Source organism: Citrobacter amalonaticus (assembly GCF_001559075.2).
In the GTDB taxonomy this organism is placed as follows: domain Bacteria; phylum Pseudomonadota; class Gammaproteobacteria; order Enterobacterales; family Enterobacteriaceae; genus Citrobacter_A; species Citrobacter_A amalonaticus_F.
The window spans coordinates 3704461-3720778 of record NZ_CP014015.2; the positions used below are offsets into that span (position 1 = coordinate 3704461).

Below are 16318 nucleotides of genomic sequence, written 5' to 3' on the forward strand. Positions count from 1 at the left end.
ATATGCGGCTATTTCAACAGATGCTGGTTTCTTGAATGCATAACGATAAAGATCTCTCTACGTGGCAGACGTTTCGCCGACTGTGGCCAACCATTGCGCCTTTCAAATCGGGTCTGATCGTGGCGGGTGTTGCGTTAATCCTCAACGCGGCCAGCGATACCTTCATGTTATCGCTCCTCAAACCATTACTGGACGATGGTTTTGGTAAAACAGATCGCTCAGTGTTGCTTTGGATGCCGCTGGTGGTTATTGGGCTGATGATATTACGTGGTATCACCAGCTATATCTCCAGCTACTGTATTTCCTGGGTATCCGGCAAAGTGGTGATGACCATGCGTCGTCGCCTGTTTGGTCATATGATGGGAATGCCGGTTTCCTTCTTTGACAAGCAATCCACCGGCACGCTGCTGTCTCGTATTACTTACGATTCTGAACAGGTCGCCTCTTCGTCTTCCGGTGCGCTGATTACCGTTGTGCGCGAAGGCGCATCGATTATCGGCCTGTTCATCATGATGTTCTATTACAGCTGGCAGCTGTCGATCATCCTGGTTGTGCTGGCACCTATTGTGTCGATCGCGATTCGCGTAGTCTCGAAACGTTTTCGTGCTATCAGTAAGAACATGCAGAATACGATGGGGCAGGTGACGACCAGCGCGGAGCAGATGCTCAAAGGCCACAAAGAGGTACTGATCTTCGGTGGTCAGGGAGTGGAAACGAAGCGCTTCGACAAAGTCAGTAACAAGATGCGTTTGCAGGGGATGAAGATGGTTTCTGCCTCTTCCATTTCCGATCCTATCATCCAGTTAATTGCTTCACTGGCGCTGGCGTTTGTGCTGTACGCGGCCAGCTTCCCAAGCGTGATGGACAGCCTGACGGCAGGGACAATCACCGTGGTCTTCTCCTCAATGATCGCCCTGATGCGTCCGCTGAAGTCGTTGACCAACGTTAACGCTCAGTTTCAGCGCGGGATGGCCGCGTGCCAGACTTTATTTGCCATCCTGGATAGCGAGCAGGAAAAAGACGAAGGTAAACGCGTGATTGAGCGTGCGACCGGCGATCTGGAATTCCGCAATGTCACCTTTACCTATCCAGGCCGTGAAGTGCCGGCGCTGCGCAACATCAACCTGAAAATTCCGGCGGGTAAAACCGTTGCGCTGGTGGGCCGTTCAGGTTCCGGTAAATCAACCATTGCCAGCCTGATCACGCGTTTCTATGACATCAATGAAGGCGAGATCCTGATGGATGGTCACGATCTGCGTGAGTACACCCTGGCCTCGTTACGTAATCAGGTCGCACTGGTGTCGCAGAACGTGCATCTGTTCAACGACACAGTGGCGAATAACATTGCCTACGCGCGAACTGAGCAGTATAGCCGTGAGCAGATCGAAGAAGCGGCTCGTATGGCTTATGCCATGGACTTTATCAATAAGATGGATGACGGACTTGACACGGTGATCGGTGAAAACGGCGTGCTGCTTTCCGGTGGTCAACGCCAACGTATCGCCATTGCGCGCGCCTTGCTGCGTGACAGCCCGATTCTGATCCTTGATGAAGCTACGTCAGCGCTGGATACCGAATCTGAGCGCGCCATTCAGGCGGCGCTGGACGAACTGCAGAAAAACCGCACCTCGCTGGTGATTGCGCACCGTCTTTCAACCATCGAACAGGCCGATGAAATTGTGGTCGTGGAAGATGGGCTGATTGTGGAGCGTGGTACGCACAACGCGCTGCTGGAACACCGCGGCGTCTACGCGCAACTGCACAAAATGCAATTTGGTCAATGATCGCACGCATCTGGTCCGGTGAGTCGCCCTTGTGGCGACTGTTACTCCCACTCTCCTGGCTATACGGCCTGGTGAGCGGGGCGATCCGTCTGTGCTACACGCTCGGGATCAAACGCGCCTGGCGCGCACCGGTGCCGGTGGTGGTGGTCGGTAACCTGACTGCGGGCGGCAACGGCAAAACGCCGGTAGTGATCTGGCTGGTGGAACAACTCCAGCAGCGCGGTCTTCGCGTTGGGGTGGTTTCTCGTGGTTATGGCGGTAAAGCGGCGTCCTATCCCTTGCTGCTGAATGCCGAAACCACCACGGCGGAAGCCGGTGATGAACCGGTGCTGATTTATCAGCGCACCGGCGCGCCGGTTGCCGTATCGCCCAACCGGGCTGACGCGGTTAAGGCGATTCTGGCGCATCACGATGTGCAGATTATCGTTACCGATGATGGTCTTCAGCACTACCGTCTGGCCCGCGATGTCGAGATAGTGGTGGTTGATGGCGTTCGTCGCTTCGGCAACGGCTGGTGGCTACCGGCAGGTCCGATGCGGGAGCGGGCTGGTCGCCTGAAAACGGTGGATGCGGTTATCGTCAATGGCGGTATCCCGCAGGCGGGAGAGATCCCGATGCATCTGGCGCCAGGACTGGCCGTGAACCTGCGTACCGGTGAGCGTCGTGACGTCGCGCAACTGCAAAATGTCGTGGCAATGGCCGGTATTGGTCATCCGCCGCGCTTTTTTGCCACGTTAGAGGCCTGTGGCGTACAGCCGCAGAAATGTGTTCCGCTGGCGGATCATCAGGCATTGACTTCGCGTGATGTCAACGGCTTACTGAACAGGTCGCAAACGCTGGTCATGACGGAGAAGGACGCCGTGAAGTGCCGCGCCTTTGCGGAAGACAACTGGTGGTATCTTCCTGTCGATGCACATTTATCGGGGACTGAACCTGAGACATTACTCGAAAAATTGATCTCGCTGACGTGTTAGCGCACCACCATGACGGCAGCGTACAAATGAGGGAATCATGAATGTCGTTGCCGTACCTCTCACTTACGGATGCCCGTAACCTTCATCTCGCTGCTCAGGGATTGTTAAAAAAACCACGCCGTCGTGCGCTGGCAAGCGATATCCTGCCGACGATTACCCGTATGTCGCTGCTGCAAATCGATACCATCAATATTGTCGCCCGCAGCCCCTACCTTGTGTTGTTCAGCCGACTGGGCAATTACACCACACAGTGGCTGGATGATGCGTTGACGCAGGGTGAACTGATGGAGTACTGGGCCCATGAGGCCTGTTTCCTGCCGCGTAGTGATTTTACGCTGATACGCCACCGGATGCTGGCACCTGAAAAAATGGGCTGGAAGTACCAGGCTGCGTGGATGAAAGAACATGCCGGCGAAATTGAGCAACTGTTGCAGCATATCCATCAAAATGGACCAGTACGCTCGGCGGACTTTGAGCATCCGCGTAAAGGCAACAGCGGCTGGTGGGACTGGAAGCCGCACAAGCTGCATCTGGAAGGGCTGTTTACGGCAGGAAAAGTGATGGTGATTGAACGACGCAATTTCCAGCGCGTGTACGATCTCACGCATCGCGTGATGCCACACTGGGATGACGAACGCGATTTGCTACCCCGGACACAAGCAGAGTCTGTCATGCTGGACAACAGTGCGCGCAGCCTGGGCATTTTTCGTGAGCAGTGGCTGGCAGATTACTACCGTCTGAAACGTCCTGAATTACAAAACTGGCGCGACGTGCGGGCTGAACAGCAGCACATCATTCCGGTAGAGGTCGAAAATCTTGGTCGGCTGTGGTTGCATGCGGATTTGCTGCCGCTGCTTGAACAGGCGCAGACAGGAAAGCTGACAGCGACGCATAGCGCGGTACTGTCGCCGTTTGATCCGGTAGTTTGGGACCGAAAACGTGCGGAGCAACTGTTCGATTTCAGCTATCGGCTGGAGTGCTACACGCCAGCTCCGAAGCGCCAGTATGGTTATTTTGTCCTGCCTTTACTGCACCGGGGTCAGTTGGTGGGACGGATGGACGCCAAAATGCACCGTAAAACGGGCGTGCTGGAAGTGATTTCTCTCTATCTGCAGGAAGGCGTAAAGCCGGGGGGGACGCTGCAAAACGGGTTACAGCAGGCGATAACCGATTTTGCTCGCTGGCAGAATGCGGTTCGCGTAACGCTGGGTCACTGTCCGGAAGGGATATTTACGCAATGTCGGCAGGGGTGGGAAATAGACGCAGTCGCATGAGCGAGTATGATAAGATTTCCTCATTCATTACCCGGTCCATCTGGAGGAACTATGGATCATCGACTGCTTGAAATCGTTGCCTGCCCGGTCTGTAACGGCAAACTCTGGTACAACCAGGAAAAACAAGAACTGATCTGCAAACTGGATAACCTCGCTTTTCCGTTGCGCGATGGCATTCCCGTTTTGCTGGAAACCGAGGCCCGCGTATTAGCGGCTGATGAGCGTAAATCATGAGTTTTGTCGTCATTATTCCTGCCCGCTACGCCTCCACGCGTCTGCCGGGTAAACCGTTGCAGGATATCAACGGTAAACCGATGATTGTGCATGTGCTGGAACGCGCCCGTGAATCCGGCGCTGAGCGCATTATCGTCGCGACCGATCATGAAGACGTCGCACGCGCCGTTGAAGCAGCCGGTGGGGAAGTGTGCATGACCCGCGTCGATCACCAGTCCGGGACAGAACGTCTGGCTGAGGTGGTCGAGAAGTGTGGTTTCAGCGATGACACCGTGATTGTCAACGTGCAGGGTGATGAGCCGATGATCCCGGCCATCATTATTCGCCAGGTGGCAGAAAACCTGGCGCAGCGTCAGGTTGGAATGGCCACGCTCGCGGCACCGATTCATAGCGCAGAAGAGGCGTTCAATCCGAATGCAGTGAAGGTGGTACTGGATGCCGAAGGCTATGCGCTGTATTTCTCGCGTGCGACGATCCCCTGGGATCGCGATCGTTTTGCGAAAAGCCGCGAGACCGTTAGCGATAATTTCCTGCGCCACCTCGGCATTTACGGTTACCGCGCCGGCTTTATCCGCCGCTATGTGAGCTGGCAGCCCAGCCCGCTGGAAAACATCGAGATGCTGGAGCAACTCCGCGTGCTGTGGTACGGCGAAAAAATCCATGTGGCCGTGGCAAAAGAAGTGCCTGGTACCGGTGTTGATACCGCAGAAGACCTCGAGCGCGTTCGCGCTGAAATGCGTTAATTTTCTTTACGACACTCCGCTCTGTAGTGAGAGGAGTGTCGTACCGTTACGATTTTCCACGTTTTTTCTTTTCAACAATTGATCTCATCTGGGTGACATCCGTCGGTGTGGCGCTCATTATAAAAGCAGTAGCTTTTATGAGGGCAATCTGAATGGAACAGCTGCGCGCCGAATTAAGTCATTTACTAGGCGAAAAACTGAGCCGCATTGAATGCGTGAATGAAAAAGTCGACACAGCACTGTGGTCGCTCTATGACAGCCAGGGCAACCCGATGCCGCTGATGGCCCAAAGTTTCACCACGCCGGGAGTCGCACAACAACTGGCCTGGAAAACCACCATGTTAGCGCGTAGCGGCACTGTGCGAATGCCGGTCATTTACGGGGTGATGACTCACGATGAACATCCCGGTCCGGATGTCTTACTGCTGGAACGTCTGCGCGGCGTCCCGGTTGAAGCGCCGGCCCGGACGCCGGAGCGCTGGGAGCAGCTCAAAGATCAGATTGTCGAAGGGTTACTGGCCTGGCACCGCCAGGATAGTCGGGGTTGTGTCGGCGCGGTGGACAATACGCAGGAGAATATCTGGCCTTCCTGGTACCGCCAGCGGGTTGAGGTGCTCTGGAGTACGCTCAATCAGTTCAACAACACCGGGCTAACGATGCAGGATAAACGCATTCTGTTTCGCACCCGCGAATGTCTGCCAGCGCTGTTTGAAGGCTTTAACGACAACTGTGTACTGGTGCATGGCAATTTTAGTCTGCGCAGCATGTTAAAAGACGCCCGGAGCGACCAGCTTCTGGCGATGGTGGGGCCTGGTATTATGCTCTGGGCACCACGGGAGTACGAACTGTTCCGGCTGGTAGATAACACACTGGCGGAAGGGCTGCTCTGGCACTACCTGCAACGCGCGCCAGTGGCGGAATCGTTCATCTGGCGGCGTTGGTTATATGTGTTATGGGATGAAGTTGCGCAACTGGTCAATACCGGGCGCTTTAACCGATCTCATTTTGATCTCGCTGCGAAATCACTTCTGCCCTGGCTCGCCTGACGAGCCTTTCAACCGCTGCCAGACTCTTCCTAGCATCTCGTAGCTTGCGCGATCGCTATGCATCAACCATACGGGAGAGGGGATTGCCCGCTCCCATGGATTCAACGGGGAATCGATAGCCAGTTGATTCGCCGGCGCCGGCAGTGGATTTAACCCGGCCTGCTGAAAGAAAATCATTGCTCGCGGCAGATGAGAGGCGGAAGTAACCAGCAGGAATGGCGCGTCGCCGATGGCCTGCTTCACGGCAGCAGCTTCTTCCTCTGTATCCTTGGGCTTGTCGAGCGTAATGATATCTTCTCCCGGCACACCCAACGATTGCGCCACCCGCGCGCCAGCCTCTGCCGTACTCACCGGATTGGTTCTGGCATTCGCGCCGGTAAAAATCAATTTCGAACCCGGATTAGCCCGCCACAAACGTATTCCCTCATTAAGACGTGGCAAACTGTTGTTAATCAGGTTGGAACTGGGCGCCCACTGTGGATTCCAGGTATAGCCACCGCCCAGCACGACGATGTATTTGACTTTCTGCGTATCCTGCCAGGTTGGGTAGCTATTTTCTATCGGGCGCAGCAGATGGTCAGCAACGGGTTGCAGGCTGAGCAGGAACAGCGCCAGCCAACTAAGGCTGATAAATACCTTGCCGGTTTTCTGAAAACGGCTACACCACAACAGCGCCAGGCCGATACCCATCATCAAGAGCAGAAAAGGGAGAGGCAGCAGCATGCCGCCAATCACTTTCTTCAGTGTAAAAAGCATCCTTTTTGGTTCCTTTTTTGACCATACAGCAGAAGAATAATCGCGATATTACACCAGAGAGGTTCATTCTCCGCGCGGGTGTGACAAAATAGCGGTTTTATCAGAGAACACCTAAGCCAGCCTGTGGAGAGCCCGATGCGGGATCGCAATTTTGATGACATTGCTGAGAAGTTTTCCCGTAATATTTACGGCACCACAAAAGGGCAGCTAAGGCAGGCGATCCTGTGGCAGGATCTCGACCGTATTCTGGCGGACTTTGGCTCACAACAATTGCGTGTGCTGGACGCTGGCGGCGGTGAAGGACAGACGGCCATTAAAATGGCAGAACGTGGTCATCACGTGACGTTGTGTGACGTCTCCGCTGAGATGATTGCCCGTGCGCAACGGGCGGCAGAAGCCAAAGGTGTGAGCCACAACATGCATTTTATACAATGCGCTGCTCAGGACGTCGCTTCGCATTTGGAAAGCTCCGTTGATCTGATATTGTTTCACGCTGTGCTGGAGTGGGTCGCCGATCCGGTCAGTGTGTTAGAGACCCTCTGGTCGGTATTGCGTCCCGGTGGCGTACTGTCGTTAATGTTCTACAATGCCAACGGCCTGTTGATGCATAACATGGTGGCGGGGAACTTTGACTACGTGCAGATAGGGATGCCCAAACGTAAGAAGCGTACCCTGTCGCCAGACTATCCGCGTGAGCCAGAAGAGGTTTACCAGTGGCTGGAACAGATGGGCTGGCAGATCACCGGGAAAACCGGGGTGCGCGTGTTTCATGATTATCTGCGTGAGAAACATCAGCAGCGTGACTGCTATGAGATATTGCTTGAATTAGAAACGCGTTACTGTCGCCAGGAGCCGTATGTCAGCCTGGGTCGTTACATTCACGTCACCGCGCGTAAACCGCAGATGCAAGGATAACCTATGAGTGAATTTTCCCAGACAGTCCCCGAACTGGTTGCCTGGGCCAGAAAAAATGACTTCTCTATCTCGCTGCCGGTAGACCGACTCTCGTTTCTGCTGGCGGTGGCCACGCTGAACGGCGAGCGCCTGGACGGTGAGATGAGCGAAGGCGAACTGGTGGATGCGTTCCGCCATGTAAGTGATGCGTTTGAGCAAACCAGCGAAACCATTGGCGTGCGCGCGAACAATGCGATCAACGATATGGTGCGTCAACGTCTGCTGAACCGCTTTACCAGTGAGCAGGCAGAAGGGAACGCGATTTATCGTTTGACGCCGCTCGGCATTGGCATTACCGATTACTATATTCGCCAACGTGAATTTTCCACACTGCGTCTGTCAATGCAGTTGTCGATCGTGGCGGGTGAGCTCAAGCGCGCGGCGGATGCCGCCGATGAGGGCGGCGATGAGTTCCACTGGCATCGCAACGTTTATGCGCCGCTCAAGTATTCGGTCGCTGAGATTTTCGACAGTATCGATCTGACTCAGCGCATCATGGATGAACAGCAGCAGCAGGTGAAAGATGATATCGCGCAACTGCTGAATAAAGACTGGCGCGCGGCGATTTCGAGCTGTGAACTGCTACTGTCAGAAACGTCAGGTACCCTGCGCGAACTGCAGGATACGCTGGAAGCGGCAGGCGATAAATTGCAGGCCAATCTGCTGCGTATCCAGGATGCAACGCTGGCCCATGACGATCTGCATTTTGTTGATCGCCTGGTGTTTGACCTGCAAAGCAAGCTCGATCGTATTATCAGTTGGGGTCAGCAGTCGATCGACCTGTGGATTGGCTATGACCGCCATGTCCACAAATTTATCCGTACCGCCATCGATATGGATAAAAACCGCGTCTTTGCCCAGCGCTTACGTCAGTCGGTACAGACCTACTTTGACGAGCCGTGGGCGCTGACCTATGCCAACGCCGATCGTCTGTTGGATATGCGTGACGAAGAGATGGCGCTGCGTGATGAAGAGGTCACCGGGGAACTTCCGCCAGATTTAGAGTACGAAGAGTTTAACGAGATCCGCGAACAGCTGGCGGCGATTATCGAAGGCCAACTGGCTATCTATAAATCGAAAGAGACGCCGCTAGATCTCGGTCTGGTAGTGCGCGAGTATCTTGCGCAATACCCGCGTGCGCGTCATTTTGACGTCGCGCGCATTGTTATCGATCAGGCGGTACGCCTTGGCGTAGCGCAAGCAGACTTCACCGGACTGCCAGCCAAATGGCAGCCGATTAATGATTACGGAGCCAAGGTACAGGCGCATGTCATTGACAAATATTGAACAAGTGATGCCGGTTAAGCTGGCGCAGGCGCTGGCGAATCCGTTATTTCCGGCGCTGGACAGCGCATTACGTTCAGGCCGCCACATTGGCCTGGATGAACTGGATAATCATGCCTTTCTGATGGACTTTCAGGACTATCTGGAAGAGTTTTACAGCCGCTATAACGTGGAACTGATCCGCGCGCCGGAAGGATTCTTCTACCTGCGTCCGCGTTCAACGACCATTATCCCGCGTTCCGTGTTGTCTGAACTGGACATGATGGTCGGTAAAATTCTCTGCTACCTCTATCTCAGTCCGGAGCGGCTGGCGAACGAGGGGATTTTCACTCAGCAGGAATTGTACGACGAGCTGCTGACGCTGGCTGACGAAGCCAAACTGTTGAAGCTGGTGAATAACCGCTCAACCGGCTCCGACGTCGACCGCCAGAAGTTACAGGAAAAAATGCGCTCGTCGTTAAACCGTCTTCGCCGTTTAGGTATGGTGTGGTTTATGGGACACGACAGCAGCAAATTCCGCATTACGGAATCGGTGTTCCGCTTTGGCGCGGATGTGCGCAGTGGCGATGATCCGCGGGAAGCGCAGCGTCGTCTGATCCGCGATGGCGAAGCGATGCCGGTCGAAAACCACCTGCAGCTCAATGATGAGACCGAAGAGAATCAGCCGGACAGTGGAGAAGAAGAATAATGATTGAACGCGGTAAATTTCGCTCACTAACGCTGATTAACTGGAACGGTTTCTTTGCCCGTACCTTTGACCTGGATGAACTGGTTACCACGCTTTCCGGGGGGAACGGCGCGGGGAAATCCACCACCATGGCGGCGTTCGTCACGGCGCTAATCCCGGATTTAACCCTGCTGCACTTCCGTAACACCACCGAAGCAGGCGCGACCAGCGGCTCGCGCGACAAAGGTCTGCACGGTAAGCTGAAAGCGGGCGTCTGTTATTCGATGCTTGATACGATCAACTCGCGCCATCAGCGCGTGGTGGTGGGTGTGCGTTTGCAGCAGGTTGCCGGACGCGACCGTAAAGTCGATATCAAACCGTTTGCCATTCAGGGACTGCCGATGTCTGTGCAGCCCACGCAACTGGTGACGGAGACGCTGAATGAACGTCAGGCGCGCGTCCTGCCGTTGACGGAGCTGAAAGAGAAGCTCGACGAGATGGAAGGCGTGCAGTTTAAGCAGTTCAACTCGATCACCGATTACCATTCGCTGATGTTCGACCTGGGCCTCATCGCCCGTCGTCTGCGCTCTGCGTCTGACCGTAGTAAATTCTATCGCCTGATTGAAGCCTCGCTGTACGGCGGGATTTCCAGCGCGATCACCCGTTCTCTGCGCGACTACCTGTTGCCGGAAAACAGCGGGGTGCGTAAGGCGTTCCAGGATATGGAAGCCGCGCTGCGGGAAAACCGCCTGACGCTGGAAGCTATTCGCGTGACCCAGTCCGATCGCGATCTGTTTAAACACCTGATCAGCGAAGCCACCAACTATGTGGCGGCGGACTATATGCGCCACGCCAATGAGCGCCGGATCCACCTCGATAAAGCGCTGGAATTCCGTCGCGAATTGTACACGTCGCGCAAACAGCTGGCGGCGGAGCAGTATAAACACGTCGACATGGCGCGTGAGTTGGGCGAGCACAACGGCGCGGAAGGCGATCTCGAAGCCGATTATCAGGCGGCGAGCGATCACCTGAACCTGGTGCAAACGGCGTTGCGTCAGCAGGAAAAAATTGAACGTTATGCTGCGGATCTCGACGAGCTGCAGATCCGTCTCGAAGAACAAAACGAAGTGGTGGCGGAAGCCGCCGATCGTCAGGAAGAGAACGAAGCCCGCGCTGAAGCTGCCGAGCTGGAAGTGGATGAGCTGAAAAGCCAACTGGCGGATTACCAGCAGGCGCTGGACGTTCAGCAGACCCGCGCCATCCAGTACAACCAGGCGATCTCGGCGCTGGAGCGCGCCAGAGCGGTGTGTCATCTGCCGGACCTGACGGCCGATAGCGCCGCCGAGTGGCTGGAAACCTTCCAGGCGAAAGAGCAGGAAGCCACCGAAAAAATGCTTTCGCTGGAACAGAAAATGAGCGTGGCGCAAACCGCGCACAGTCAGTTCGAGCAGGCCTATCAGCTGGTGGTGGCGATCAATGGCCCGCTGGCGCGAAATGAGGCCTGGGACGTGGCGCGCGAACTGCTGCGCGAAGGCGTTGACCAGCGTCACCTGGCGGAACAGGCGCAGTCGCTGCGTATGCGACTGAGCGAACTGGAACAGCGCCTGCGCGAGCAACAAGAAGCTGAACGTCTGTTGGCGGAATTCTGTAAACGTCAGGGCAAAAATTTCGATATTGACGAACTGGAAGCCCTGCATCAGGAACTGGAAGCGCGTATCGCCTCGCTGTCTGACAACGTTTCCAGCGCGCATGAACAGCGCATGGCGCTGCGTCAGGAGCAGGAACAGCTACAGTCCCGCATTCAGCATCTCATGCAGCGTGCCCCCGTCTGGCTGGCGGCGCAAAACAGCCTGAGCCAGCTCAGCGAGCAGTGTGGCGAAGAGTTTACGTCCAGCCAGGAAGTGACCGAATATCTGCAGCAATTGCTTGAGCGTGAACGTGAAGCGATTGTGGAACGCGATGAAGTTGGCGCCCGCAAGAATGCCGTTGACGAAGAGATCGAACGTTTAAGTCAGCCTGGTGGTTCGGAAGATCAGCGTCTGAACGCGCTGGCGGAACGCTTTGGCGGCGTGCTGCTGTCAGAAATTTATGACGACGTCAGTCTTGAAGATGCTCCGTACTTCTCCGCGCTGTATGGTCCGTCGCGTCACGCCATCGTGGTGCCGGATCTGTCGCTGATCTCTGAGCAACTAGAAGGGTTAACGGATTGCCCGGAAGATTTGTATCTGATCGAAGGGGATCCGCAGTCGTTTGATGACAGCGTCTTCAGCGTTGACGAACTGGAAAAAGCGGTGGTGGTGAAGATTGCCGATCGCCAGTGGCGCTACTCGCGATTCCCGTCCGTACCGCTGTTTGGCCGTGCGGCGCGAGAAAACCGTATCGAAACGCTGCATGCCGAGCGTGAAGGATTATCCGAGCGTTTTGCCACGCTCTCTTTTGACGTTCAGAAAACGCAGCGCCTGCATCAGGCGTTCAGCCGCTTCATTGGCAGCCATCTTTCGGTGGCCTTTGAATCCGATCCGGAAGCCGAAATTCGCCAGCTCAACAGCCGTCGCGTTGAACTGGAACGTGCGCTGACCGCCCACGAAAACGACAACCAGCAGCAGCGTCTGCAGTACGAGCAGGCGAAAGAGGGCGTTGCCGCGCTGAACCGCCTGCTGCCGCGTCTGAATTTGCTGGCTGACGACAGTCTGGCGGATCGCGTCGAGGAGATCCGCGAGCGTCTGGATGAAGCGCAAGAAGCCGCGCGCTTTGTACAGCAGCACGGCAACCAACTGGCGAAACTGGAACCGATGGTTTCGGTGTTGCAGAGCGATCCGGAACAGTTTGAACAACTGAAAGAAGATTACGCATACTCCCAGCAGACGCAGCGTGATGCGCGTCAGCAGGCGTTTGCGCTGACCGAAGTGGTTCAGCGCCGTGCGCACTTCGGCTATTCCGACTCAGCGGAAATGCTCAGCGGCAACAGCGATCTGAACGAAAAACTGCGTGAGCGACTGGAACATGCGGAAGCTGAACGTACCCGCGCCCGTGAAGCCCTGCGTGGTCATGCGGCGCAACTGAGTCAGTACAATCAGGTTCTGGCTTCGCTGAAAAGCTCTTACGATACCAAGAAAGAGCTGCTTAACGATTTACAGCGTGAATTGCAGGATATCGGCGTTCGTGCCGATAGCGGGGCGGAAGAGCGTGCGCGCATTCGTCGCGATGAACTGCATTCGCAACTCAGCAACAACCGTGCGCGGCGTAACCAGCTTGAAAAAGCGCTTACCTTCTGTGAAGCGGAGATGGATAACCTGACCCGCAAACTGCGCAAACTGGAACGCGATTACCACGAAATGCGTGAGCAGGTGGTGACCGCGAAAGCCGGCTGGTGTGCAGTGATGCGACTGGTGAAAGACAGCGGCGTCGAGCGTCGCCTGCACCGCCGTGAGCTGGCCTATCTCTCGGGTGATGAACTGCGTTCTATGTCGGATAAGGCGCTGGGTGCGCTGCGTCTGGCGGTCGCTGATAACGAACATCTGCGTGATGTCTTGCGTCTGTCGGAAGATCCGAAACGTCCGGAACGTAAGATCCAGTTCTTTGTCGCGGTGTATCAGCATCTGCGCGAACGTATCCGTCAGGATATCATTCGTACCGACGATCCAGTGGAAGCCATCGAACAGATGGAAATCGAGCTGGGCCGTCTGACTGAAGAGCTGACCTCCCGCGAACAGAAACTGGCGATCAGCTCACGTAGCGTGGCGAATATTATTCGCAAGACCATCCAGCGCGAGCAGAACCGTATCCGTCAGCTCAACCAGGGGCTGCAGAGCGTGTCGTTCGGCCAGGTTCACAGCGTGCGTCTGAACGTGAATGTGCGTGAAACCCATGCCACGCTGCTGGAAGTGCTGTCTGAACAGCATGAGCAGCACCAGGATCTGTTCAACAGCAACCGTCTGACCTTCTCGGAAGCGCTGGCGAAGCTTTATCAACGCCTGAACCCACAAATCGACATGGGACAGCGTACGCCGCAAACCATTGGCGAGGAGTTGCTGGACTACCGTAACTATCTCGAAATGGAAGTGGAAGTTAACCGTGGTTCTGACGGCTGGCTGCGTGCGGAGTCCGGTGCGCTGTCGACCGGTGAAGCGATCGGTACCGGGATGTCGATCCTGGTGATGGTGGTTCAAAGCTGGGAAGATGAAGCGCGCCGACTGCGCGGGAAAGATATTTCGCCATGCCGCCTGCTGTTCCTTGATGAAGCCGCCCGTCTGGATGCGCGCTCCATCGCGACGCTGTTTGAACTCTGTGAGCGTTTGCAGATGCAGCTCATTATCGCGGCGCCGGAAAACATCAGTCCGGAGAAGGGCACTACCTATAAGCTGGTCCGTAAAGTCTTCCAGAATACGGAACACGTCCATGTGGTCGGGCTACGCGGGTTTGCGCCGCAGTTGCCGGATCCGCTCCCCGGCGAGGCTGATGCCCCGTCAGAAGCCAGCTAAAACCCTAAAGACGGCTGAAAAGCCGTCTTTTTCATTTCTTAAACTATGGATTTCAGGTGCATTTTCTTTAAACTTCTTTACATTAGGTTAGGCAATCGCATATCAGCCTTTCTATAATGAAGGAAAGCTCCGGTAGATGTGAGCATGTCGTAATGTAACCAGAGGGCAAGGGATGTTGCTTAATAAAATTGGTGGTCGTCGGCTCTCGGCAATGAGTTTATGCCTGGCCGTAGCATTCGCTCCACTGTCCAGTGTTCAGGCTGATGAGCCTGAAGTGATACCTGGCGACAGCCCTGTCGTTGTCAGTGAGCAGAGTCTCGCGCAGCCGCAGCCGCAGGCGCAATCTGGCGCCACGGCTGTGATGGCGGGTTTGCAGCCACTCCCTGAGGGGGCGGCGGAAAAGGCGCGAGCTGAGCTTCAGTCGCAACTTCCTTCAGGCTATACGCCTGTCTATATGAATCAGCTTGAACTGCTTTATGCGGCGCGCGATATGAAACCGATGTGGGAAAATCGCGAAGCCGTCAAAGCGTTCCAGCAACAGCTGGCTGAGGTCGCCATTGCCGGCTTCCAGCCTCAGTTCACCACCTGGGTGGCGTTACTGACCGATCCTGCCGTTAGCGGCATCACACGCGATCTGGTGTTGTCTGATGCGATGATGGGGTATCTCCATCTGATCGCCAATATTCCGGTCAAAGGTAATCGCTGGCTGTACAGCAGTAAGCCGTATGCGCTGGCGACGCCGCCGCTGTCGGTCATCAATCAGTGGCAGGTTGCGCTGGATAATGGACAACTTCCGACGTTTATTGCCGGGCTGGCACCTCAGCACCCACAGTATGCGTCAATGCACGCATCGTTGTTAACGCTGGTGGGCGATTCACGTCCATGGCCGCAACTGACCGGCAAAGCAACGCTACGCCCGGGTCAGTGGAGCAACGACGTGCCTGCGTTGCGGGAAATACTGCAGCGCACCGGGATGCTGGAAGGGGGACCGAAAATTGCGCTGCCCGGTGATGATACCTCGTCAGAGGCGGTGGTCAGTCCGTCTGCCGTTGCGGTTGAAACCCCGGGCGTTGATACAGCAAAACAGACCGCGCCGCGCAGTAAGCCAGCGCCGGCTGTCCGTGCTGCGTATGATAAAGAGCTGGTTGAAGCGGTAAAACGCTTCCAGACGTGGCAAGGGCTGGGCGCAGATGGCGCCATTGGCCCGGCTACCCGCGACTGGCTGAACGTGACCCCCGCGCAGCGCGCAGGGGTACTGGCGCTCAATATCCAGCGTCTGCGTTTGCTGCCGTCTGAACTGTCGACGGGAATTATGGTGAATATTCCGGCGTATTCGCTGGTCTATTATCAGAACGGTAATCAGGTACTGGCGTCCAGGGTGATTGTCGGTCGTCCCGATCGTAAAACGCCGATGATGAGCAGCGCGCTGAATAACGTGGTGGTCAATCCACCGTGGAACGTCCCGCCGACGCTGGCGCGTAAGGATATTCTGCCTAAACTGTGGAACGATCCGGGCTACCTTGAACGTCACGGCTATACTGTGATGCGGGGCTGGAACAGCAGAGAGGCGATTGATCCGTGGCAGGTTGACTGGTCAACCATCACGCCGTCAAATTTACCGTTCCGTTTCCAGCAGGCGCCGGGAGCGCGTAACTCGTTGGGCCGCTATAAGTTCAATATGCCAAGTTCCGATGCTATTTATCTGCACGATACGCCGAACCATAATTTGTTCCAGAAGGATACCCGGGCGCTCAGTTCTGGCTGCGTGCGTGTGAACAAGGCTTCTGAACTGGCAAACATGCTGTTACAGGATGCGGGCTGGAACGATACGCGAATTTCCGATGCGCTGAAGCAAGGCGACACGCGCTACGTGAATATTCGTCAGACTATCCCGGTCAACCTTTACTACCTGACGGCGTTTGTTGGCGCGGACGGACGTACCCAGTATCGTACAGATATTTACAATTATGATCTGACAGCGCGATCCAGCGCACAAATTGTGGCAAAAGCAGAACAATTAATCAGGTAAATGAAGAAGTTCTGGTTAATCTGTTGTCGTAATAATTGGCAGTGACAGGGGCATCGGCCCAGAAGCCCCGTCATTGCTGGGGTTGGGCCAAC

12 protein-coding genes are annotated in these 16318 nt (G+C 55.6%); 11 read left to right on the plus strand and 1 reads right to left on the minus strand.

Annotated elements, in window-relative coordinates:
• Positions 1 to 35 precede the first annotated feature (35 nt).
• The 6 genes from msbA to AL479_RS17855 all read left to right on the plus strand — a co-directional run bounded on the left by msbA (position 36) and on the right by AL479_RS17855 (position 6055).
• Positions 36 to 1784, plus strand: coding sequence for a lipid A ABC transporter ATP-binding protein/permease MsbA (gene msbA / locus AL479_RS17830; protein WP_061077027.1), 1749 nt, complete (start codon positions 36 to 38; stop codon positions 1782 to 1784).
• Complete coding sequence (lpxK, locus tag AL479_RS17835) at positions 1781 to 2758, plus strand: tetraacyldisaccharide 4'-kinase (RefSeq protein WP_061077028.1); 978 nt, start codon at positions 1781 to 1783, stop codon at positions 2756 to 2758. The genes msbA and lpxK overlap by 4 nt, the downstream gene beginning before the upstream one ends.
• 41 nt (positions 2759 to 2799) lie before the next feature.
• Positions 2800 to 4032: a winged helix-turn-helix domain-containing protein gene (locus tag AL479_RS17840; RefSeq protein ID WP_061077029.1), complete on the plus strand. Its 1233-nt coding sequence runs from the start codon at positions 2800 to 2802 to the stop codon at positions 4030 to 4032.
• A 51-nt stretch (positions 4033 to 4083) separates the two neighbouring features.
• On the plus strand, positions 4084 to 4266 hold the full coding sequence (gene ycaR, locus AL479_RS17845) for a protein YcaR (protein WP_042320194.1): 183 nt from the start codon (positions 4084 to 4086) through the stop codon (positions 4264 to 4266).
• A complete protein-coding gene (gene kdsB, locus AL479_RS17850; RefSeq protein WP_061077030.1) occupies positions 4263 to 5009 on the plus strand; it encodes a 3-deoxy-manno-octulosonate cytidylyltransferase in 747 nt (248 codons plus the stop codon). Before ycaR ends, kdsB begins: the two co-directional genes overlap by 4 nt.
• A gap of 152 nt (positions 5010 to 5161) precedes the next feature.
• Positions 5162 to 6055, plus strand: coding sequence for a YcbJ family phosphotransferase (locus tag AL479_RS17855; protein ID WP_061077031.1), 894 nt, complete (start codon positions 5162 to 5164; stop codon positions 6053 to 6055).
• Here AL479_RS17855 and elyC read toward each other — a convergent pair.
• Entirely contained in the window at positions 6032 to 6811 is a 780-nt protein-coding gene (gene elyC / locus AL479_RS17860) for an envelope biogenesis factor ElyC (protein ID WP_061077032.1), read from the minus strand. The genes AL479_RS17855 and elyC overlap by 24 nt on opposite strands.
• Positions 6812 to 6946: 135 nt before the next feature.
• Between elyC and cmoM the strand changes: the two genes are divergently transcribed.
• The 5 genes from cmoM (at position 6947) to ldtD (ending at position 16226) form a co-directional block, all read left to right on the plus strand.
• Complete coding sequence (gene cmoM / locus AL479_RS17865) at positions 6947 to 7726, plus strand: tRNA uridine 5-oxyacetic acid(34) methyltransferase CmoM (protein WP_061077033.1); 780 nt, start codon at positions 6947 to 6949, stop codon at positions 7724 to 7726.
• Positions 7727 to 7729: 3 nt separating this feature from the next.
• Positions 7730 to 9052 carry a chromosome partition protein MukF gene (gene mukF / locus AL479_RS17870; RefSeq protein WP_042320184.1) on the plus strand — a complete coding sequence of 441 codons (1323 nt, stop codon included), beginning with the start codon at positions 7730 to 7732 and terminating at the stop codon, positions 9050 to 9052.
• Positions 9033 to 9737 (plus strand): chromosome partition protein MukE, encoded by a 705-nt coding sequence (gene mukE, locus AL479_RS17875; protein ID WP_061077034.1) that lies wholly within the window; start codon positions 9033 to 9035, stop codon positions 9735 to 9737. The genes mukF and mukE overlap by 20 nt, the downstream gene beginning before the upstream one ends.
• Positions 9737 to 14197, plus strand: coding sequence for a chromosome partition protein MukB (mukB, locus tag AL479_RS17880; RefSeq protein WP_061077035.1), 4461 nt, complete (start codon positions 9737 to 9739; stop codon positions 14195 to 14197). The genes mukE and mukB overlap by 1 nt, the downstream gene beginning before the upstream one ends.
• Before the next feature lie 172 nt (positions 14198 to 14369).
• Entirely contained in the window at positions 14370 to 16226 is a 1857-nt protein-coding gene (gene ldtD / locus AL479_RS17885) for a L,D-transpeptidase (protein WP_061077036.1), read from the plus strand.
• Positions 16227 to 16318 lie beyond the last annotated feature (92 nt).